The sequence below is a fragment of the Shewanella chilikensis genome (genome assembly GCF_037953065.1).
GTDB classification, from domain to species: Bacteria; Pseudomonadota; Gammaproteobacteria; order Enterobacterales; family Shewanellaceae; genus Shewanella; species Shewanella chilikensis.
The window spans coordinates 281,485-297,115 of the sequence record NZ_CP149966.1; the positions used below are offsets into that span (position 1 = coordinate 281,485).

The following is a 15,631-nucleotide window of genomic DNA, read 5'->3' on the forward strand; positions in this document are numbered from 1 at the left end:
CTTCACTATCAAGTGTTGCTATCATGCCATAGGCCGGTGGCTTTTTTCAGGCATAAAAGTGTAAATTTGTTTCGGGTTAAGCGTTTACTAAAAAGCGTCTTGCAGCCATTTCACCTTGCCGCCATCAATGGCCAGTAGATCGAAGCGACAGGGAGCATTGATCCTGTGTTGCTGCAGATACTGACTGGCGGCCTTGCGAAGCCTGGCTATCTGAGCCTGGCTCAATGACTGCAAAGCGCCACCGAATCGGCTGGGTGAGCGGTATTTTACCTCAACAAACACCCATTGGCTGCCCTGTTTCATCACCAAGTCCAGTTCGCCGAAACTGTAGCGCACATTCTGTTCGACAAAGGTCAGGCCCTGTTGTTCCAGATAACGGCGGGCCAGACGCTCGCCTTCCTGTCCCAGATCCATATGCCGGCTTACAGTGGCCGTAAAACGCCACGTTGGTATTTGGCCCAACTGAGTTGACGATCAATCACCCCATCCGGGCTCACCGTCAACTGGCCGCTGCGGCCATTGTACTGATATCCGGGGAAGGCATGCATCTGAGCCAGACGATTGACCAGCTGCAGGGCATCATAGCCCATCACATACAGGCGTTTTTGGGCGTTGCCCCAGGTGGGCCACAACTTATTGACCACCTCGGTTTCTTCACTGGGCTGCAGTAACCAGGGGATATCACTGATGGTGATATTGTTCAGTTCAATCGCGGTTTGCTTGGCATTGTCTTCCTGACGGGCGCGGCTGCTGGTATACAGTGGCACCTGCTCGGCAAAGACACTGAAATTGACATCGATAAAGGGTTTAAGCAGCGGCAAGTCCTGAATGCCGGAGATCATATAGATGGCATCGATATCGGTACGGGAGCGGAAGTCGGCCTTAACCTTGCTGCCGAGCAGTGCCTTGATGGCCTGGATCCGCGCCTTGCTGTCCGTTACGCCGAGGGCGCTTTCCACGGTTTCGCGCATCTTGTCGCCGTTGTCATAGAAGTGGACTTCGGCATCACTGTCGGTCAGTTCCATCCAGGTTTGTTTAAAGCTCTGGGCCATACGTTGCCCCACTGCATCATTGCTGGCAAGCAGCAGTGGCACTTGTATGCCATCCTGATACATGCGTCTGGCAGCATCGCTCGCTTCCTGAGTGGGAGACAGGGCAAAGTAGTACTTATTCTGTTGCGGCGCCAGCTTATCTATTTGGTTGAGAAACAGTTGTGGCGGCGTGTTTGCCCCGGCAGCTTGCTGGGCCGCCATCACCTGTTCCACTTCGTTTTGCAGCAGTGGGCCAATCACAAATTCGGCGCCGCTCTGCAGCGCTTGCTGATAGGCCTTATCGGCACCTTGGGCCGTGTCGAAGAAGTTAAGGCTGACATTGCTGTCCGGTTCACTCAGATAACTGGCCAGTATGCCCTGACGCACTGTATTGGCGACCCCGGCTCTTGGGCCCGAAAGTGGCAGCAGCACGGCGATATTGCTCGGTCTGTAAGGCTTGGCGCTGAGCGCCAGTTGCAGATCCGAAGGCAACTGCACCGCGGCGGGATGATAAGGATTACGTTTCTGCCAATCACTCAACTGGCGGATCAGGCTTGAGGGATCCACCGCGTAGTGCTTGGCCAGATAAGCCAGCTGTAGCCAACCAGTAAATACGGCATCGCTCTCTTGAGCGGCAAAGCTCTGCAGGGTTTCTTCCTGCAGTGGCTTGAGCAATTGCCAGATCTGGTCGTTAACCTCGCCGGTTGCCTTTACCGGCAGATACTGACTGAGCTGACTCAGCTCACGCACTTGCTCCACGGGTTGCTGGTTGGCAGCAAACAGCCGGGCACGGGCCTGGTGATAACTGGCCCATTGCCAATCGGGTAGTTGCCAATTACCGGGATAATTCAAGGTGTTCAGCGCTTCGGCACTCTTGCCGGTCAGCTCTTGCAGGCGGGCGCTGAGAAAGCGGTGCTCGGCCTGGATTTCATCCACCGGGCTCAGCCCGGCCTGCATTGAACGCAGAATATCTGCAGCGGCATCTGTATCCCCTTGCTTGAGGTAAGCATTGGCGGCCAACAGCAGATAACGCTCGCGGTTTTCCTTGTTGGGCGCCTTGGCGGCAAATGCCAAATACTCGGCCGGGGCTTGCGGGGCGCTGACCAGAGAAACGACGGCCAGCTGTTCTTTGTCTGCCGATGGTGTGCTGCCACAGCCCCACAGGCTGGCAAGCAGAATCGCAGCAGAAATGTATTTAACTCTATTCAGGCTTTTTAACACAGGGCTTCACTCTGGTAAGATGCTGGCTCTAGTTTAACCTTCTATTGTGCCTGACGAAAGTCTCGGCACTTTCATCTCCGAGGTAGTTATGGACCTGTCGGTCGCGCTGTATATAGTTCCCACTCCCATAGGCAACCTGGGGGACTTGAGCCCCAGGGCTCTGGAAGTACTGAATCGGGTGGCTTTGATCGCCTGTGAAGACACACGCCACAGCGGTAAATTGCTGAGTCACTTCGGCATAGACACCCGCACGACAGCGCTGCATGACCACAATGAACGTGCCCGGGCGCAGTGGATTGTCGAACGCCTCGGCGAAGGTGAAGCCATTGCGCTGATCAGCGATGCCGGTACGCCGCTGATTTCCGATCCCGGCTATCACCTGGTATCCCATGTGCGCGCCGCCGGTTATCCGGTGATCCCGCTGCCCGGCCCCTGCGCTGCCATTGCCGCGTTGTCGGCATCTGGCTTGCCCTCGGATCGCTTCTCGTTTGAAGGCTTTTTGCCGGCCAAAGACAAAGGGCGCCAGGATAAACTGCTGGCGCTTAGGGAAGACCCGCGCACCCTGATTTTCTATGAGTCACCGCACAGAATTCTGCCCAGCCTCAAGTCGCTGGTGGCGGTCCTGGGGCCGGATAGGCAGATGGTGATGGCGCGGGAACTGACCAAGACCTTTGAAACCTTCCTCTGCGGCACCACGGCCGAAGTGCTGGCGCAGGTAGAAGCCGATGCCAACCAGCAGCGCGGTGAAATCGTGCTTATGCTGCACGGTTTTGTCAGTGAAGAAGCCGACGAAACGCCCGCCGCGGCGCTGGATACCCTCAAACTACTCTGTGATGAATTACCGCTGAAGAAGGCGGCCGCCATTGCGGCACAGATCCATGGGTTGAAGAAAAACGCTCTCTATAAAAAAGGGCTGGAGCTGGGCTGGTAAGGAAATGCCTTGGTGTGAGGCTCGCTATGGGCTATAATCCGCGCCGAGTTGGCCGGGCAGTCGCTGCGTTCGCAAGAACGGGGAGGAAAGTCCGGGCTCCATAGAGCAGGGTGCCAGATAACGTCTGGGCGGCGTGAGCCGACGACCAGTGCAACAGAGAGTAGACCGCCTGCCTTCGGGCCGGTAAGGGTGAAAGGGTGCGGTAAGAGCGCACCGCGCGGCTGGTAACAGTTCGCGGCACGGTAAACTCCACCCGGAGCAAGATCAAATAGGGTTCCACTATTCTTCGGAATTAATGCGTGGCTCGCGTTGGAACCGGGTAGATTGCTTGAGCCTGTGAGCGATTGCAGGCCTAGAGGAATGACTGCCGCTCCTTCGGGAGAACAGGACCCGGCTTATAGGCCAACTCACCAAATAAAACGAGGCCGCCCGTGTTATCACGGGCGGCCTTTTGCTTTTCTACTCGAGTGGAGTGTTCATGGCTTGGGCTTGCTCAGGTTGCCATTGGGCCACAGCTTGAGTTGGCAGCCTTCCTCCCAGCGCTGGCAGGCCAGGCGAGTCATCTCTACCATGACGCCCTTGAGCTCTCCTTCTTCCTGAAAGCTGTATGGCGCAAAATCAAAAAAGGCGATTTTCAACGTGCTTGCCTGTGCCGATATCAGGCACGACAGGCCGAGCAGCACAGAGGAAAGGAGTTTTTTCATGTCAGCTCCAGGTTGCTGTGACCCTCCAAGTTTAGTGCAGAGTTTGCCGCTGGGGTGGCAAAGTCAGCCTAGAAACTCTGCTTCACTTGAAAGCGCCATTCCCAGCCGTCCACTTCATCGCCCCGGGTAAAGGGCACGCTGAAATCTATGTGGGCGACATGACCATAACTGGAGCGGGAAGAGTAGATTCTGGCACCTATACCGACAGAGCCTATGGGGCCTGAGACTTCGTTGTCATTGGCCATGGCACCACCAAAGGCCTGACCGACATCGATAAAGGCGGCCCAGCCCAACTCTGCCAGTTGGTAGAGGTTGATATTGGGGTAATAGCGGATTTCGCCGGTCAGCAGCCATTGATTGTCACCGTGCTGGTAGTCGTTGGGATAACCGCGAATGCCGGTTTCATCCCCCAGGGCAAAGGGACGGTCGATATAGTTGTTGTTGGAGTTGGACAGCCGCGCCTTGGAATAGGCGGTCCACTTGGGGGTGAACTTATAGAAATACTCGGCGGCAACATTCACTTGATAAAAGTCCCGTTGCCGGGTGGCCAGGGTGGCTTCACCGCCAAATGCCAGCAACAGCAGCTCCTTACCCTCAAAATAGCCGCGACTGCTGCGCCAGTTGAGGTGATAACCCAGGCTATCACTGTCTTTGGTTTCCAGCCCCAATTTAACTCTGTGATGCCAGCCGAGGTTGAAGTCTTCGTTATAGTTGACCAGGTGAATATTGGTCAGTACCCGAAAGTCATCCTGCAAGTACTCCCATTCTACCCAGGGGTAGAGAAAGTCTCTGTCCTGAGGCAAGGGCTGCTGCGGGTATTGAGGCAGGGCGTAAAAGCTGTGCTTATCCTGGGTAACTCCAAGGCGTAATCTTTGCCGGCTCTGGTTTTCTTTGGCGAACATAAAGCCCCAGTAGAGGTTACGATAGCGGAGCTCTTCATTGAATTCGTTGATGTCGAGGCCGTTTTGGCGAATGGTGTCGATTCTGTCTTCATCCAGATACTCGGCGCCGTAGGCTCGGGTGTCGTCCAGGGTATAGAAAGGCTTGTCGAAATACAGCTGTTTGGCCTGACCATCGCTGTTGTCATAGAAGTTGGCTGCTACAGTGGCGTTTTTGATTATGTTCAGCGGCATTTCGAATGCCACCTTGTAGCCGGTTCTGTCCTCGTCGGATTGGTACTTCAAACGGGTGCGGATCCCCAGACCCAGAATATTGTCGTCTTTCAGCCCTACGGAGAAGCTGTTGTTGCCGCCGCTGCGTCCCAGGCTGATGGTGGGCAGCAGCGACCATTGATCCCAGGTTTCTACCAGCAGGGTTTCGCCATCAGGCTGTTGATCGGCGCTGGGGTCGGCCTTGACCACAGAGACCTTGGCGTCTCTGAGATAGGGCTCACGCCTGAGAATTCGCTGCGCTTCTTCCAACTGCCTTGGGGTCACTTCCTGCCCTTCCTGAATACTGAGGCGATTGAGGATCACCGACTCCCGGGTATTGATATGCAAGGTGTTGGCCCAATTGTGCAGGAAGATGGCATTCTTGGCTGACTCGTCGAAAATCGGGTTGCTGACCACCACAATTTTGCCAACCCTGAACCGCTCAGGGAGTGGATTTTGGCCTTGGGAAGACGAGGTGGTGCCATCGCCTGCGGTGCCGGTTTCGGCCAAAACGGAGAGGCTGGCAAACAGGGTTGCCAGAAGCAAGACACTGTGGCTTGTTGCCATAGACTGCCTCCTCTCGGTAGTGAATATCGGGCTGATATTCACACTTCAATAACACAACCGAATAGGCGGTTAGTCAAGAAGGCTGTCGAAATAAAGTAATGATTTAGCTTGTAATAAACTATCTTTCCCCGGCGCGAATGCCCACGGCAGCAGCGTTTAGAGGGTGTTTCTCGGCGGCACCACCACGTTGGAGAAGATAAGCCCGGCGATCAGTGACATGAATATCAGAAAGATCTGCGACCCCAGATGCGACTGGTTCAACATGGTTTCACCCGAGATCAGCACATTGAGACCGATATAGGTCTTGGAGCCAGGCACCAGGATGACTATCCCCTGCAGCAGGGCAATGGAGGCCGGTGCCTTCATCCAGCGGGCAAACAGGTTGGCGTAAATACCCACGGCCAGGGCGCCGAAGAAGATCCCCAGAGAATCCCCCAGATAGAGGCCGCCGAACATGGCGGAGAAGAAGGCCACAATACCCGCCAGTACGCCCCAGGGGGCATCTTTGAGCCTGGCCTTGAAGATAAATACCAGCGCCATGGAGAGGATGGGCACCGCCGACCAGATGGCCCAGCGAGGCAGTGGCATGGGTTCGATATAGAGGGATTCTCCGAACAGGGCATTGCCTATTGCCACGCCGAGTACGGCACCGAAGTAGAGCTTGAACAGCAGCATTACCGCATCCATGATCCTCATGGTGCCTGACATAAGATCCCTTGCCGCCAGTTCGGCTAGGCCCAGGGTCAGTGCCAGGCCGGGAATAAAGACGATGATCCCCGACAGCACCACCACAGGGATATTCAGCCCGGCATCCAGTTGCGCCAGGCCACAGGCGGCGAAACCGGCCAGCATGGCGGCTAAAGGCTCCAGCAGTTCGGCCATTCGCCGCGAGCGTTCGGCGCTGAATACCAAACCATAGACCAGCATGCCTATCAAGGCCGACCAGAATACATCATTCCAGCTGCTGCCCATCAGCATGGCAAAGGCGGCGGCCGAGGTGCCAAAGGCACCCAGGGTTAACACAGGGCCATAGGGATTGGGCTTGTTGGCTATCTCATCCAGCCGTTCCAGCGCTTCACTCAGGCTGCGTTGCCCCAGGCTCAGCTCCTGCACTAAAGCGTCGGTGCGGGCCAGCGACCCCAGATCCAGCTCGCCGGGTTTGACCCTGGCAACATGGTTGTATTCCTGATCTGTGTCGTGTTGCAGCACAAAGGTCATCGAAGTGGGGGAGATCAGAAAATAGCCTTCGATGCCGAGCGTCTTGGCCACTGTCTGCAAGTGGGTTTCGAGCCGATAAGCCGGAGTGCCGAACTTATGCAGAGCCTTACCCAACTTGATGATAAAACGGCGCTTTTCAATGAATTCTTGATTATCCACTCGGTTTCCCACTGTGCCCTTGGTTGGACGGACGGTTTTTTGCCCGCGCGGATTCTACAGCAAGGGGGCTGAATCCGGTTAATGACATTTTAAAAATTATTTCCTTTATGTGAGCCTAAGTGCAAGCTTGTTGCGTTAAGGTTGATGCGCACACCTGGATTTTATGGGGCCAATAGGGGCTGAATAGAGAAGGTTAAAAAGGAGAGTTTGAAATTATGTCATTGTTTATATCGGGTTTTTATGCCGCGCTGACGGGACTTTTGGTCTTGGTTTTGGCTTACCGGGTGGTAGGGCTGCGCCGTGCTTACAAGATAGGCCTGGGTGATGGCGGCAACGATGCACTGTATCTGGCCAACCGGGTACACGGTAACCTGCTGGAAAATGCCCCGATAGCCTTGCTGCTTTTGGTGTTGGCCGAAGCCAACGGCATGGCCGGCGTTTGGTTACATCTACTGGGGACGATTTGGCTGGTGGCCAGATTGCTGCATGCCATAGGTCTGACCCAAGGTAAGGGCGGTTACCACCCGGGCCGATTCCTCGGCACCTTGTTCACCTGGATAAGCATACTCGTGCTGGCGCTGTTTAACCTCTGGCAGTATGTGGGGCGCTTGCTGCTCTGAACCCGAGAGAAGCCACAATCCAAGTAGGGCCTTGGCTTGCAGGCACAAGCAAGGGGGATAAATAGTCGGCAGTTGGTGAAAAATCAGTCACACTTAACCCGGTTAGCCTGTTATACTCCGCGGCCCTGAGGCAGCGTGGCTGCCGTGTGTCGAATCCTCTGATGGTCAGTCTCAAATGCAAGTCGAATCCAGCTTATTTCAGTATCCCAAGTATTGGGCCGAGTGTTACGGCACGGCTCCCTTTTTGCCCATGTCCCGCAAGGAGATGGAACAACTGGGATGGGACAGCTGTGATGTGATCCTGGTGACAGGTGATGCCTATGTGGATCACCCCAGTTTTGGCATGGCGGTGATAGGCCGTTTGCTGGAAGCGCAGGGATTCAGAGTGGGGATCATCTCGCAGCCGGATTGGTCCAGCAAAGAGGCTTTTATGAGCCTGGGTAAGCCGAATCTGTTTTTCGGGGTAACTGCAGGCAATATGGATTCGATGATCAACCGTTATACTGCCGATCGTAAACTGCGCCACGACGATGCCTATACCGCAGGCAATGAAGGCGGCAAGCGCCCGGATCGCGCCGTGACTGTTTATACCCAGCGCTGTAAGGAAGCCTTTAAAGAGGTGCCCGTGGTCATAGGCGGTATTGAGGCCAGCCTACGGCGGATTGCTCACTATGACTATTGGTCCGACAAAGTGCGCCGCAGTGTTATTTTTGATGCCAAGGCTGACATCCTGATCTACGGCAATGCCGAGCGGCCGCTGGTGGAAGTGGCGCACCGTCTCGCCAAGGGTGAAACCATGGCGCAGATGCAGAATATCCGCGGCACAGCGGTTATCCGTAAAGAGCCTCTGCCAGAATGGCGCGGCATGGACTCGCGCAAGATAGATCAGTTGCATAAAATTGACCCTATCCCCAATCCCTATGGCGCCGATGATGTCGGCTGCCAGAATTTGTCCGGGCCATCCGACAAGAAGATCTTCGACAACGACGCTCCCAAGCCCATCAGCGTGCAGCCACCCAAGCCAAGGCCCTGGGAGCAGACCTATGTGTTGCTGCCGGCCTTCGAGCGGGTGAGTGAAGACAGATACCTGTACGCCCATGCATCGAGGATTTTGCATCAGGAGCAAAACCCAGGTTGTGCCAGAGCCCTGTTCCAGCCCCACGGCGACCGTGGTGTTTGGGTCAACCCACCGGCTTGGCCGCTCAACACAGATGAGATGGATGCGGTATTCGACTTGCCTTACGCCAGGGTGCCACACCCGGTTTACGGCAAGGCCAAGATCCCGGCCTACGACATGATCAAGACCTCAATCAATATCATGCGAGGCTGTTTCGGTGGCTGCTCATTTTGTTCGATAACCGAGCATGAAGGGCGAATTATCCAGAGCCGCTCGAAAGAATCCATTATCAAAGAAATTAAAGATATACAGCAGAAAGTGCCTGGCTTTACCGGGGTAATTTCCGATCTCGGCGGCCCAACGGCCAACATGTATCGTCTCGGCTGCAAGAGCGAAAAGGCCGAAAAGACCTGTCGGCGCTTATCCTGTGTCTTTCCCAGTATTTGCGGCCATTTGGACACAGATCATCAGCACACCATAGATCTTTACCGTGCCGCCCGGGATGTTCCCGGGATCAAGAAGGTACTGATTGCCTCCGGCGTGCGGTATGACCTGGCGATTGAAGATCCTCGTTACGTTAAAGAGCTGGCCAAGCACCATGTGGGTGGCTATCTCAAAATAGCACCGGAACATACCGAAGAGGGGCCTTTGTCCAAGATGATGAAGCCAGGTATGGGCACCTACGACAAGTTCAAGGAGCTGTTCGACCAATACTCGGCCGAAGCGGGTAAGCAGCAGTATCTGATCCCCTATTTCATTTCGGCTCACCCGGGCACCACGGACGAGGACATGCTCAACCTGGCGCTGTGGCTCAAAGAGCGTAAGTTTAAGCTGGATCAGGTGCAGAACTTCTACCCATCGCCTATGGCCAATGCCACGACCATCTACCACACAGAGCTGAACTCGTTGAAAAACGTCAAACACAGCAGCGAACAAGTGCCGGTGGCCAAGAAAGGGCGCCAGCGGCGACTGCACAAGGCCTTGCTGCGTTACCACGACAGCGCCGGTTGGCCGCTGATCCGCGAGGCGCTTATCGCCATGGGGAAACAGTATCTTATCGGCACCGGGCCACAGCATCTGGTGCCCCCGGAAGGCCGCGCCGAAGCCTGGGCCGGTAAGCATAACCGCAAGGGGGCCGACAAGGGCCGCCAGGGACTCACCCGTTTCAGCGACAATCAGTTTGCAGAGCGCAGCGGCAAAGCCGCCAAGGGTAAGCCAACCGAAGGGGCCAAAGGCGGTAGCAAGGCTGGAAAAGGCAAGGGCGGCGACCAAACAACAACAGGCAAACCGGCAGCAGCTAAAGGCTCCAAGCCCGGCAGTGGCAAAGCCAGACCCGGTGCCAGGCCTGTCTTTGGCCATACCCAGAGCCACAGTCAGGGTAAAAGCCAGGGCCAGAGTAAGAAATCAAAGTAAAAATCCAAGACGATAGAGGGCGCTAGCAAGCCTTTGTTCTAAACAAGGGCTGCGTAGGCTAACAGCCCAGCAGACGCCGGAATTCCAGTGACAGATCTTCGCCGAGTTGTTGCGCCGTCGCTTGGCGGTCCGTGATGCCGTTATGCATGGCGTTGTCTACCGCGCCATGCATGCCGTGATAGAGGATGATGGCGCTCAGCTCTGGCCTTTCCAACTGCCAGGCGCCATGGCGCTTGCCGCTTAGCAAAAGCTCAATAATCTGCGCCAACACCCGATCCCGCTCGCTGTTGCCGTGACCGTGGTAATAGTTGTCATGGAAGAGCAGGTCGTGCAGCTCTATACCGGCCAGATAGGCGTTGACACTGGCCCGACACCAAACATCCAGTCGTGTCGGCCAGTCATCGCTATCGCAGGCATCCATTGCCAGTTGCACCTGCTCGACAAAATGCCGGCTAAAGCGTTGCCGCAGAGCCGAGAGTATCTCCGGCTTGGCATTGAAGTAGTGGTAAAAAGTCCCCTTGGCGACCTTGGCCTCGCGCACTATGTCGTTGACTGTAGTGGCTTCAAACCCCTTCTCAATAAATAACTTCTGTGCCGCATCCATGAGTTCATCGAGACGAACCTCTGCCGGTTTAGTGCGTGGAGCCCCCGGGGTGCTGTTATTTGTCATTAGCCATACCACTCAATATAAGAAGTTTGATCTGCCAGGAAACTGCGTCGGCCAGGATAATGTTTTTCTTGGCCGATTGGCCGCCAAATTCTTTCATACTCGCCGAGTGAATCAAGCCCCTGTGCATAAGGAAGGTGCGAATAAGTCCTCGTGGCCTTCTCTTTTGTAGAGAGCCGGTTGCTGTGAAAGCCCCGAAGGGCGTGGCTTACAGGCCTGCCTGCGGTGTTGTGCTTCTTGCAGAGGACTAGGGCCATTTGCTGCGAACCACGCCTTGCATCCAAGCCAGTAAGCCGACGCAGAGCACACATGGGATTTGTTCGCACCTTCCTCAGGTCAGAATCGGCACTCATCCTACCTAAAGTGCTGAACCAAGGCCAGATGCCGGCTATCCAGTGATTGTAAATGTAATTGACCGACGGTCGGTCGAAATCTATATTGAGAATTATTCTCAATAATAACTGAGCTTCAAGGAGGAACAGCATGTCTTCTCTGCGTCAGGTCGCTCTGCTTGCGGCCATCTGTCTGGGCACTTTTATGGCGACTCTGGATATCAGCATAGTCAATGTCGCCTTGCCGACAATGAAACAGGAGTTGGCAATCAGCATGGCGGATTCCCAATGGGTGGTGAACGCCTATGCCCTGTGTTTATCGGCTTTAATTCTTTCTTCCGGGCCGCTGGGGGACCGTTTTGGCCGCAAGTTGTTGTGGCTCTGCGGGGTCGTGCTGTTCACTCTGGGTTCAATCGCCTGCGCCATGGCAGACTCTCTGTGGCTGTTACTTCTGGGAAGGGTGATTCAAGGGATTGCCGGTGCCGCCGTTATCCCGGGAGCCCTGTCCCTGTTGACCCACGCCTTTTCTGACGTTGGCGCCCGCACCCGCGCGATAGGCATCTGGTCATCGGTCAGTGCCCTGTCACTGATACTGGGGCCGATAGTCGGCGGTTTGCTGGTGCAGCATGTGGGTTGGCAGAGCATTTTCTGGATCAATGTCCCCATAGGCATAATCGCATTACTGCTGGGGGCTTGGGGGCTGGACGAGTGTGCCGACCCGGAACAGGCGGCACTGGATTTTGCCGGGCAGTTGCTCAGCATACTTTTCCTTGGGGGACTGACCTATGGCCTTATCGGCTTGGGTGAGCATGATTGGTTGAGTTATCACACCTTGGTGCCGCTGCTGTTGGCCGCCATTTTGTTTGCGGTCTTTATCCGGGTTGAACTTAAGGCGCCGCAGCCACTGCTGCCGCTGAAGTTGTTTCGGCAGCGGGACTTTGGTTGCTATAACTCGGCTTCCTTTGTGTTGGGCTTTTCTGCCTACAGCAGCGTGTTTTTTATGTCGCTGTTTTTTCAGGAAGCGCAGCGTTGGGATGCCGCCGAGGCCGGTTGGCGGATGGCGCCCGAGTTTATCGCCATGGCTGTGGCGGCCATGGGGTTTGGCCGCCTGGCGGCGAACTTTGGAGTCAGGCGACTGATGAGTCTGGGGTATGGATTGATGGCTTTGGCGCTCATGTTGCTGTCAAACCTGCAAGCGGAAACGGCTTATTTTCTGACGGCGGGCTATCTTGCCCTGCTTGGTTTGGGAATGGGGCTGGCGGTACCGGCAACCAGTGAGCTGGTGATGGCCAGTGTCGGGGCTCAGCGCTCGGGCATGGCTTCGGCCACCATGAATGCCGTGAGGCAGACGGGTATGACCTTGGGGATCGCCCTCTTGGGCACTCTGATGAGCCGGGCCATCTACACGGCCAAAGAGACTGAAAGTGGGGGACAGTTTGATTCGAGTGGGATAGCAGCGATAAATCATCAGGCGGTTGCCGCCGGCTTTGGGGTCGCTATGTTTTGGGCCGGCGTGCTTTGTTTGGGGATGACCTTATGGTTACTGCTGCTGCGTCATCCCCGTTTGGGTTCGCTTGCGGCCGCCAAAACCGCTTCTGATGATTGTTAACTCTGGGGTTCCCGAGTCAGCTTACTGCGAATGCGCTCGATACAGGCACTGGGATTCTTCAACCAGAGTCCATAGCTGATGGGCAACGTGGGCACCTTGGCCCGCTGCAGTATCTTGTATGTGTCCAGTTCAAAAAAGTCCATCCAGGGGCCGGGAAAGCCGATGAGATCCAGCGCCAGATACTCGCCCTGCCAGCGGCAGAGGATATCCACCTCTGTGCCGGCTAGCTCATAGCCCGGCCAGGTTTCGATATTGTGTCCGGCCAAGGCGTCACAGAGCTGGCGCTGAAACTTATCAAGGTGATCATTTTGCCTGTGCCGAGCATTGAATTGACGGCTGGATTCCAGATAGCGGCGCAGCAGGGAATGACTCGGCAGCTCTTGGGCCGCTACTGAAACAAACAGGTGTTGTTGCTCTCTGGCGCGGGTAATAGCCACATTGAACACATCTTCGCGGTTGAGATATACCGCGGCTCTCTTGCTCTGTGGGTCAACGGCAAATGAGAGATACATAATGTCGCGCTCCTCCCCCTGAAAACCAAAGGGGGTGTCGGCCCGCAGGCGATACTTTTTCAGTTCGGTGGCGGAAAACTGTTTGAACAAAGTATCGGCCAGCGCATCGGCCTGAGCCCTAAAAGGCGATAACACTCCCAGCGACTTGGTCATGCCCGCTTGTTCGCAGCTGTCTATCTGCTGCCTTATCAGGTTGCACAGTGCACTGATTTCAGCCTGGTTGACTCCCTGTTCATTGCGCTCGCCCATCACTGAGTGCAGATGCAGATGGCCGCTGCTGGTACAGGGTCTGTGCTGCATTATCCGCAGTCGCTGCTGATAAAACTGCGAGTTGCTGAAATTGATAAGCTCGGGAGCGCTGCGAAAGTGCTCATCGAGAAAGGCAACCTGCTGCTGGGAGGCTATCTGCTCGGCCACCAGATCCAAAATCGATTTATCGCGATAGCTGCAGATGCCGGGTTGCGCTGTGGAAACGCCATGCAGTTGTTGTAACGCCTGCTCTTTGCTGCGGGACAGGAAGGAGATATGCCTGAGCTGCTTGCCATCGCCGACGACCAGGGCCCGTTTGGCCCGAAACAGTGCCGGTAAGGCGCTGGTGATATTGCTCTGGCTGGCTTCATCGAAGATAACCAGATCGAATAGTTCCCGCTGCAGCGGCAATACCTTATGCAGGGTGTTGAGGCTCACCAGCCAGATGGGAAACGCTTGCTGCAACACCTGGTAATCCAAGGTATCGAACAGGGCAAACTGCCGTTGTGAGGTGCGGGAACGAATCGCTTGATTGAAAGTTTGCAGCTGTTGCCTGTGGTTGTTCAGCAAGTCGGCAACCCGGCTGGTTTTGACATTTTGCAGCAACTTGGCGGCCAGCGCCTCCTTGGTTGTCAGACTATTGTTCAACTCATCCAGGGTGTCCCAATGTTGGCTCAGGTTTTCCATGCTGTGGCCAAACAGAGCAAGATAGAGCTGCAATAACCAGCGCCGCTGTGAGCGTTCCAGTTTGTGCAGCCTTTGACCGCGGCGAATGGCGCGGCGCAAAAACTGCAGCAGCCGGCGTTCTGAGTTGTCCAGTTGCCGGTTCAATAAATTGAGCTGGCTTTCCAACTGCTGCGGTGGTGTGTGCTCAAGTGAATGATAGCCGTTCAGCAGATTGCTGAGATAATCCTTGAGCTGTTTCAGGAAGGCCTTTTGTCCCGCCCGCAGGCTGATGTCCTTGAGCCCGAACTGACTCTCAAGCTTGTCGTTAATGACATCGAGCGCATGTTCGTTGTTGGCAACGATCAGCACAGACTCGCCCCGGGCCATATGTTCGGTCGCGACGGCGGCTATGGTATAACTCTTGCCGGTTCCCGGCGGCCCGACAACGCAGCCAAGACTGTGGCCGGCGCCAATCTCCAGCACTTGCTGCTGTGCCCGGGACAAGAGGCAGGGCAGGTACTGGCTTTTGAGGCGGCGCTTGGCTTCGGCCTTGGGTGGCAGTTGTGTTCCCATCAGATTCTGCAGCGGCGCCGAGAGTTCGGCCGCATTCATCATGGCAGAGATCTCATGCAGAATGCCGCGACTGGCGCTGGGGCGTTTCAGAAACACCAGTGCCGATGCCGGCACCAGAGTTAACTTACGCTTGCGGGTCAGGCGGGCGAGGCTGTCATAGCCTGTCAGTTTGGGGAATCCCAGCAGCCCCAGGGTATCTATGTTCTGGTGGCTCTGGCTCAACAGCGAGGTCCAGCTGTCGGGGCGCTCGGGAGCTAAGATGGCGTCAAAGCCGGCTTCCATACTGTCTTCCGGCAGCAACAGCCGCAGCAAGGGTTCGTTAATCTGCAGCGCCCCCTCTTTGAGGGAAACATAGAAGCTGCCGTCATCTTCTTCCAACAGGGCTTCTTTAAAAACCAGAGGGCTGAGTACAGTGCGGGTCTGCCCCTCTTCCTTTAGCTGGCCGACCACGAAATGGGAAACGTAAAGCAGTTGGCGCTCGCGCTGGTACATGGCGATTCTGGGCAGGAGCTGCGCCCCGGCTTCATGGGCGATTGGCTGTCTTGGCAGGAAGCCTGAAAGCAGCGAATCCTCGCCCTCAATAAACAGCCTGTCTTCCTGGTTTAGTTTGCCAAGGTGCCACAGATTAAGGTCGACACAATCTTCCTTATAGCAATCCTGGTAGTAAGCGAGTAATGGTTTGGCGGGCATGACCTTGACTACTTTTTTGCGTTGGCGCGGCTGCGTCCACTGAAGCCGCGGGATGGCAAGTATCCTAACGGTTTAGGCGTAAGCTTTCCAGAAATGCGCCTTGATGCCGGTCGTTTTGAGTGGAGCCTGGGGGGCATATCTCCCGCCAAACTTTTCGGTTTCAAGTAAAAAAAGACCACCCTGGAAGGAAGTGGACAGGGT

The 15,631-nt window shown here is 55.7% G+C and carries 11 protein-coding genes and 1 other RNA gene; 5 read left to right on the forward strand and 7 right to left on the reverse strand.

The window, feature by feature from the left end; genetic code table 11:
- Positions 1 to 87: 87 nt before the first annotated feature.
- Both WKR14_RS01390 and WKR14_RS01395 read right to left on the reverse strand, forming a co-directional pair.
- On the reverse strand, positions 88 to 414 hold the full coding sequence (locus WKR14_RS01390; protein ID WP_101057317.1) for a YraN family protein: 327 nt from the start codon (positions 412 to 414) through the stop codon (positions 88 to 90).
- 8 nt (positions 415 to 422) lie between these two features.
- The gene (locus WKR14_RS01395; RefSeq protein WP_101057315.1) at positions 423 to 2,252 is read right to left on the reverse strand and encodes a penicillin-binding protein activator; all 1,830 of its coding nucleotides are present in this window, start codon (positions 2,250 to 2,252) and stop codon (positions 423 to 425) included.
- An 88-nt stretch (positions 2,253 to 2,340) separates the two neighbouring features.
- On the opposite strand from WKR14_RS01395, the gene rsmI reads away from it, so the two are divergent.
- Together rsmI and rnpB are read left to right on the forward strand one after the other, a co-directional pair.
- Entirely contained in the window at positions 2,341 to 3,183 is an 843-nt protein-coding gene (gene rsmI / locus WKR14_RS01400; protein WP_101095886.1) for a 16S rRNA (cytidine(1402)-2'-O)-methyltransferase, read from the forward strand.
- A 44-nt stretch (positions 3,184 to 3,227) separates the two neighbouring features.
- Positions 3,228 to 3,597: RNase P RNA component class A (rnpB, locus tag WKR14_RS01405), an RNA gene on the forward strand.
- A gap of 62 nt (positions 3,598 to 3,659) precedes the next feature.
- On the opposite strand, the gene WKR14_RS01410 is transcribed toward rnpB, so the two are convergent.
- From WKR14_RS01410 to WKR14_RS01420, 3 genes are all read right to left on the reverse strand, one after another.
- Positions 3,660 to 3,887: a hypothetical protein gene (locus tag WKR14_RS01410; RefSeq protein ID WP_339087240.1), complete on the reverse strand. Its 228-nt coding sequence runs from the start codon at positions 3,885 to 3,887 to the stop codon at positions 3,660 to 3,662.
- Between the two features lie 68 nt (positions 3,888 to 3,955).
- Positions 3,956 to 5,605: a ShlB/FhaC/HecB family hemolysin secretion/activation protein gene (locus WKR14_RS01415; protein WP_339087241.1), complete on the reverse strand. Its 1,650-nt coding sequence runs from the start codon at positions 5,603 to 5,605 to the stop codon at positions 3,956 to 3,958.
- A 156-nt stretch (positions 5,606 to 5,761) separates the two neighbouring features.
- Positions 5,762 to 6,982, reverse strand: coding sequence for a threonine/serine ThrE exporter family protein (locus tag WKR14_RS01420; protein WP_071237684.1), 1,221 nt, complete (start codon positions 6,980 to 6,982; stop codon positions 5,762 to 5,764).
- Positions 6,983 to 7,197: 215 nt separating this feature from the next.
- Here WKR14_RS01420 and WKR14_RS01425 point away from each other — a divergent pair, with 215 nt between their 5' ends.
- Both WKR14_RS01425 and WKR14_RS01430 read left to right on the forward strand, forming a co-directional pair.
- Positions 7,198 to 7,602 carry an MAPEG family protein gene (locus WKR14_RS01425; protein ID WP_039035849.1) on the forward strand — a complete coding sequence of 135 codons (405 nt, stop codon included), beginning with the start codon at positions 7,198 to 7,200 and terminating at the stop codon, positions 7,600 to 7,602.
- 175 nt (positions 7,603 to 7,777) lie between these two features.
- The gene (locus WKR14_RS01430; RefSeq protein WP_339087242.1) at positions 7,778 to 10,132 is read left to right on the forward strand and encodes a YgiQ family radical SAM protein; all 2,355 of its coding nucleotides are present in this window, start codon (positions 7,778 to 7,780) and stop codon (positions 10,130 to 10,132) included.
- A 58-nt stretch (positions 10,133 to 10,190) separates the two neighbouring features.
- On the opposite strand, the gene WKR14_RS01435 is transcribed toward WKR14_RS01430, so the two are convergent.
- Positions 10,191 to 10,802 carry a TetR/AcrR family transcriptional regulator gene (locus tag WKR14_RS01435; protein ID WP_339087244.1) on the reverse strand — a complete coding sequence of 204 codons (612 nt, stop codon included), beginning with the start codon at positions 10,800 to 10,802 and terminating at the stop codon, positions 10,191 to 10,193.
- A gap of 480 nt (positions 10,803 to 11,282) precedes the next feature.
- Between WKR14_RS01435 and WKR14_RS01440 the strand changes: the two genes are divergently transcribed.
- Positions 11,283 to 12,740 carry an MFS transporter gene (locus tag WKR14_RS01440; protein WP_339087245.1) on the forward strand — a complete coding sequence of 486 codons (1,458 nt, stop codon included), beginning with the start codon at positions 11,283 to 11,285 and terminating at the stop codon, positions 12,738 to 12,740.
- On the opposite strand, the gene WKR14_RS01445 is transcribed toward WKR14_RS01440, so the two are convergent.
- Positions 12,737 to 15,430: a DEAD/DEAH box helicase gene (locus tag WKR14_RS01445; protein ID WP_339087246.1), complete on the reverse strand. Its 2,694-nt coding sequence runs from the start codon at positions 15,428 to 15,430 to the stop codon at positions 12,737 to 12,739. The two genes, WKR14_RS01440 and WKR14_RS01445, sit on opposite strands and share 4 nt — an antisense overlap.
- Positions 15,431 to 15,631 lie beyond the last annotated feature (201 nt).

Coding starts and splice junctions, on each gene's coding strand:
- WKR14_RS01390 (WP_101057317.1), bottom strand. CDS start 414: ATGGATCTGGGACAGGAAGGCGAGCGTCTGGCCCGCCGTTATCTGGAA.
- rsmI (WP_101095886.1), top strand. CDS start 2,341: ATGGACCTGTCGGTCGCGCTGTATATAGTTCCCACTCCCATAGGCAAC.
- WKR14_RS01410 (WP_339087240.1), bottom strand. CDS start 3,887: ATGAAAAAACTCCTTTCCTCTGTGCTGCTCGGCCTGTCGTGCCTGATA.
- WKR14_RS01415 (WP_339087241.1), bottom strand. CDS start 5,605: ATGGCAACAAGCCACAGTGTCTTGCTTCTGGCAACCCTGTTTGCCAGC.
- WKR14_RS01425 (WP_039035849.1), top strand. CDS start 7,198: ATGTCATTGTTTATATCGGGTTTTTATGCCGCGCTGACGGGACTTTTG.
- WKR14_RS01430 (WP_339087242.1), top strand. CDS start 7,778: ATGCAAGTCGAATCCAGCTTATTTCAGTATCCCAAGTATTGGGCCGAG.
- WKR14_RS01435 (WP_339087244.1), bottom strand. CDS start 10,802: ATGACAAATAACAGCACCCCGGGGGCTCCACGCACTAAACCGGCAGAG.
- WKR14_RS01440 (WP_339087245.1), top strand. CDS start 11,283: ATGTCTTCTCTGCGTCAGGTCGCTCTGCTTGCGGCCATCTGTCTGGGC.
- WKR14_RS01445 (WP_339087246.1), bottom strand. CDS start 15,430: ATGCCCGCCAAACCATTACTCGCTTACTACCAGGATTGCTATAAGGAA.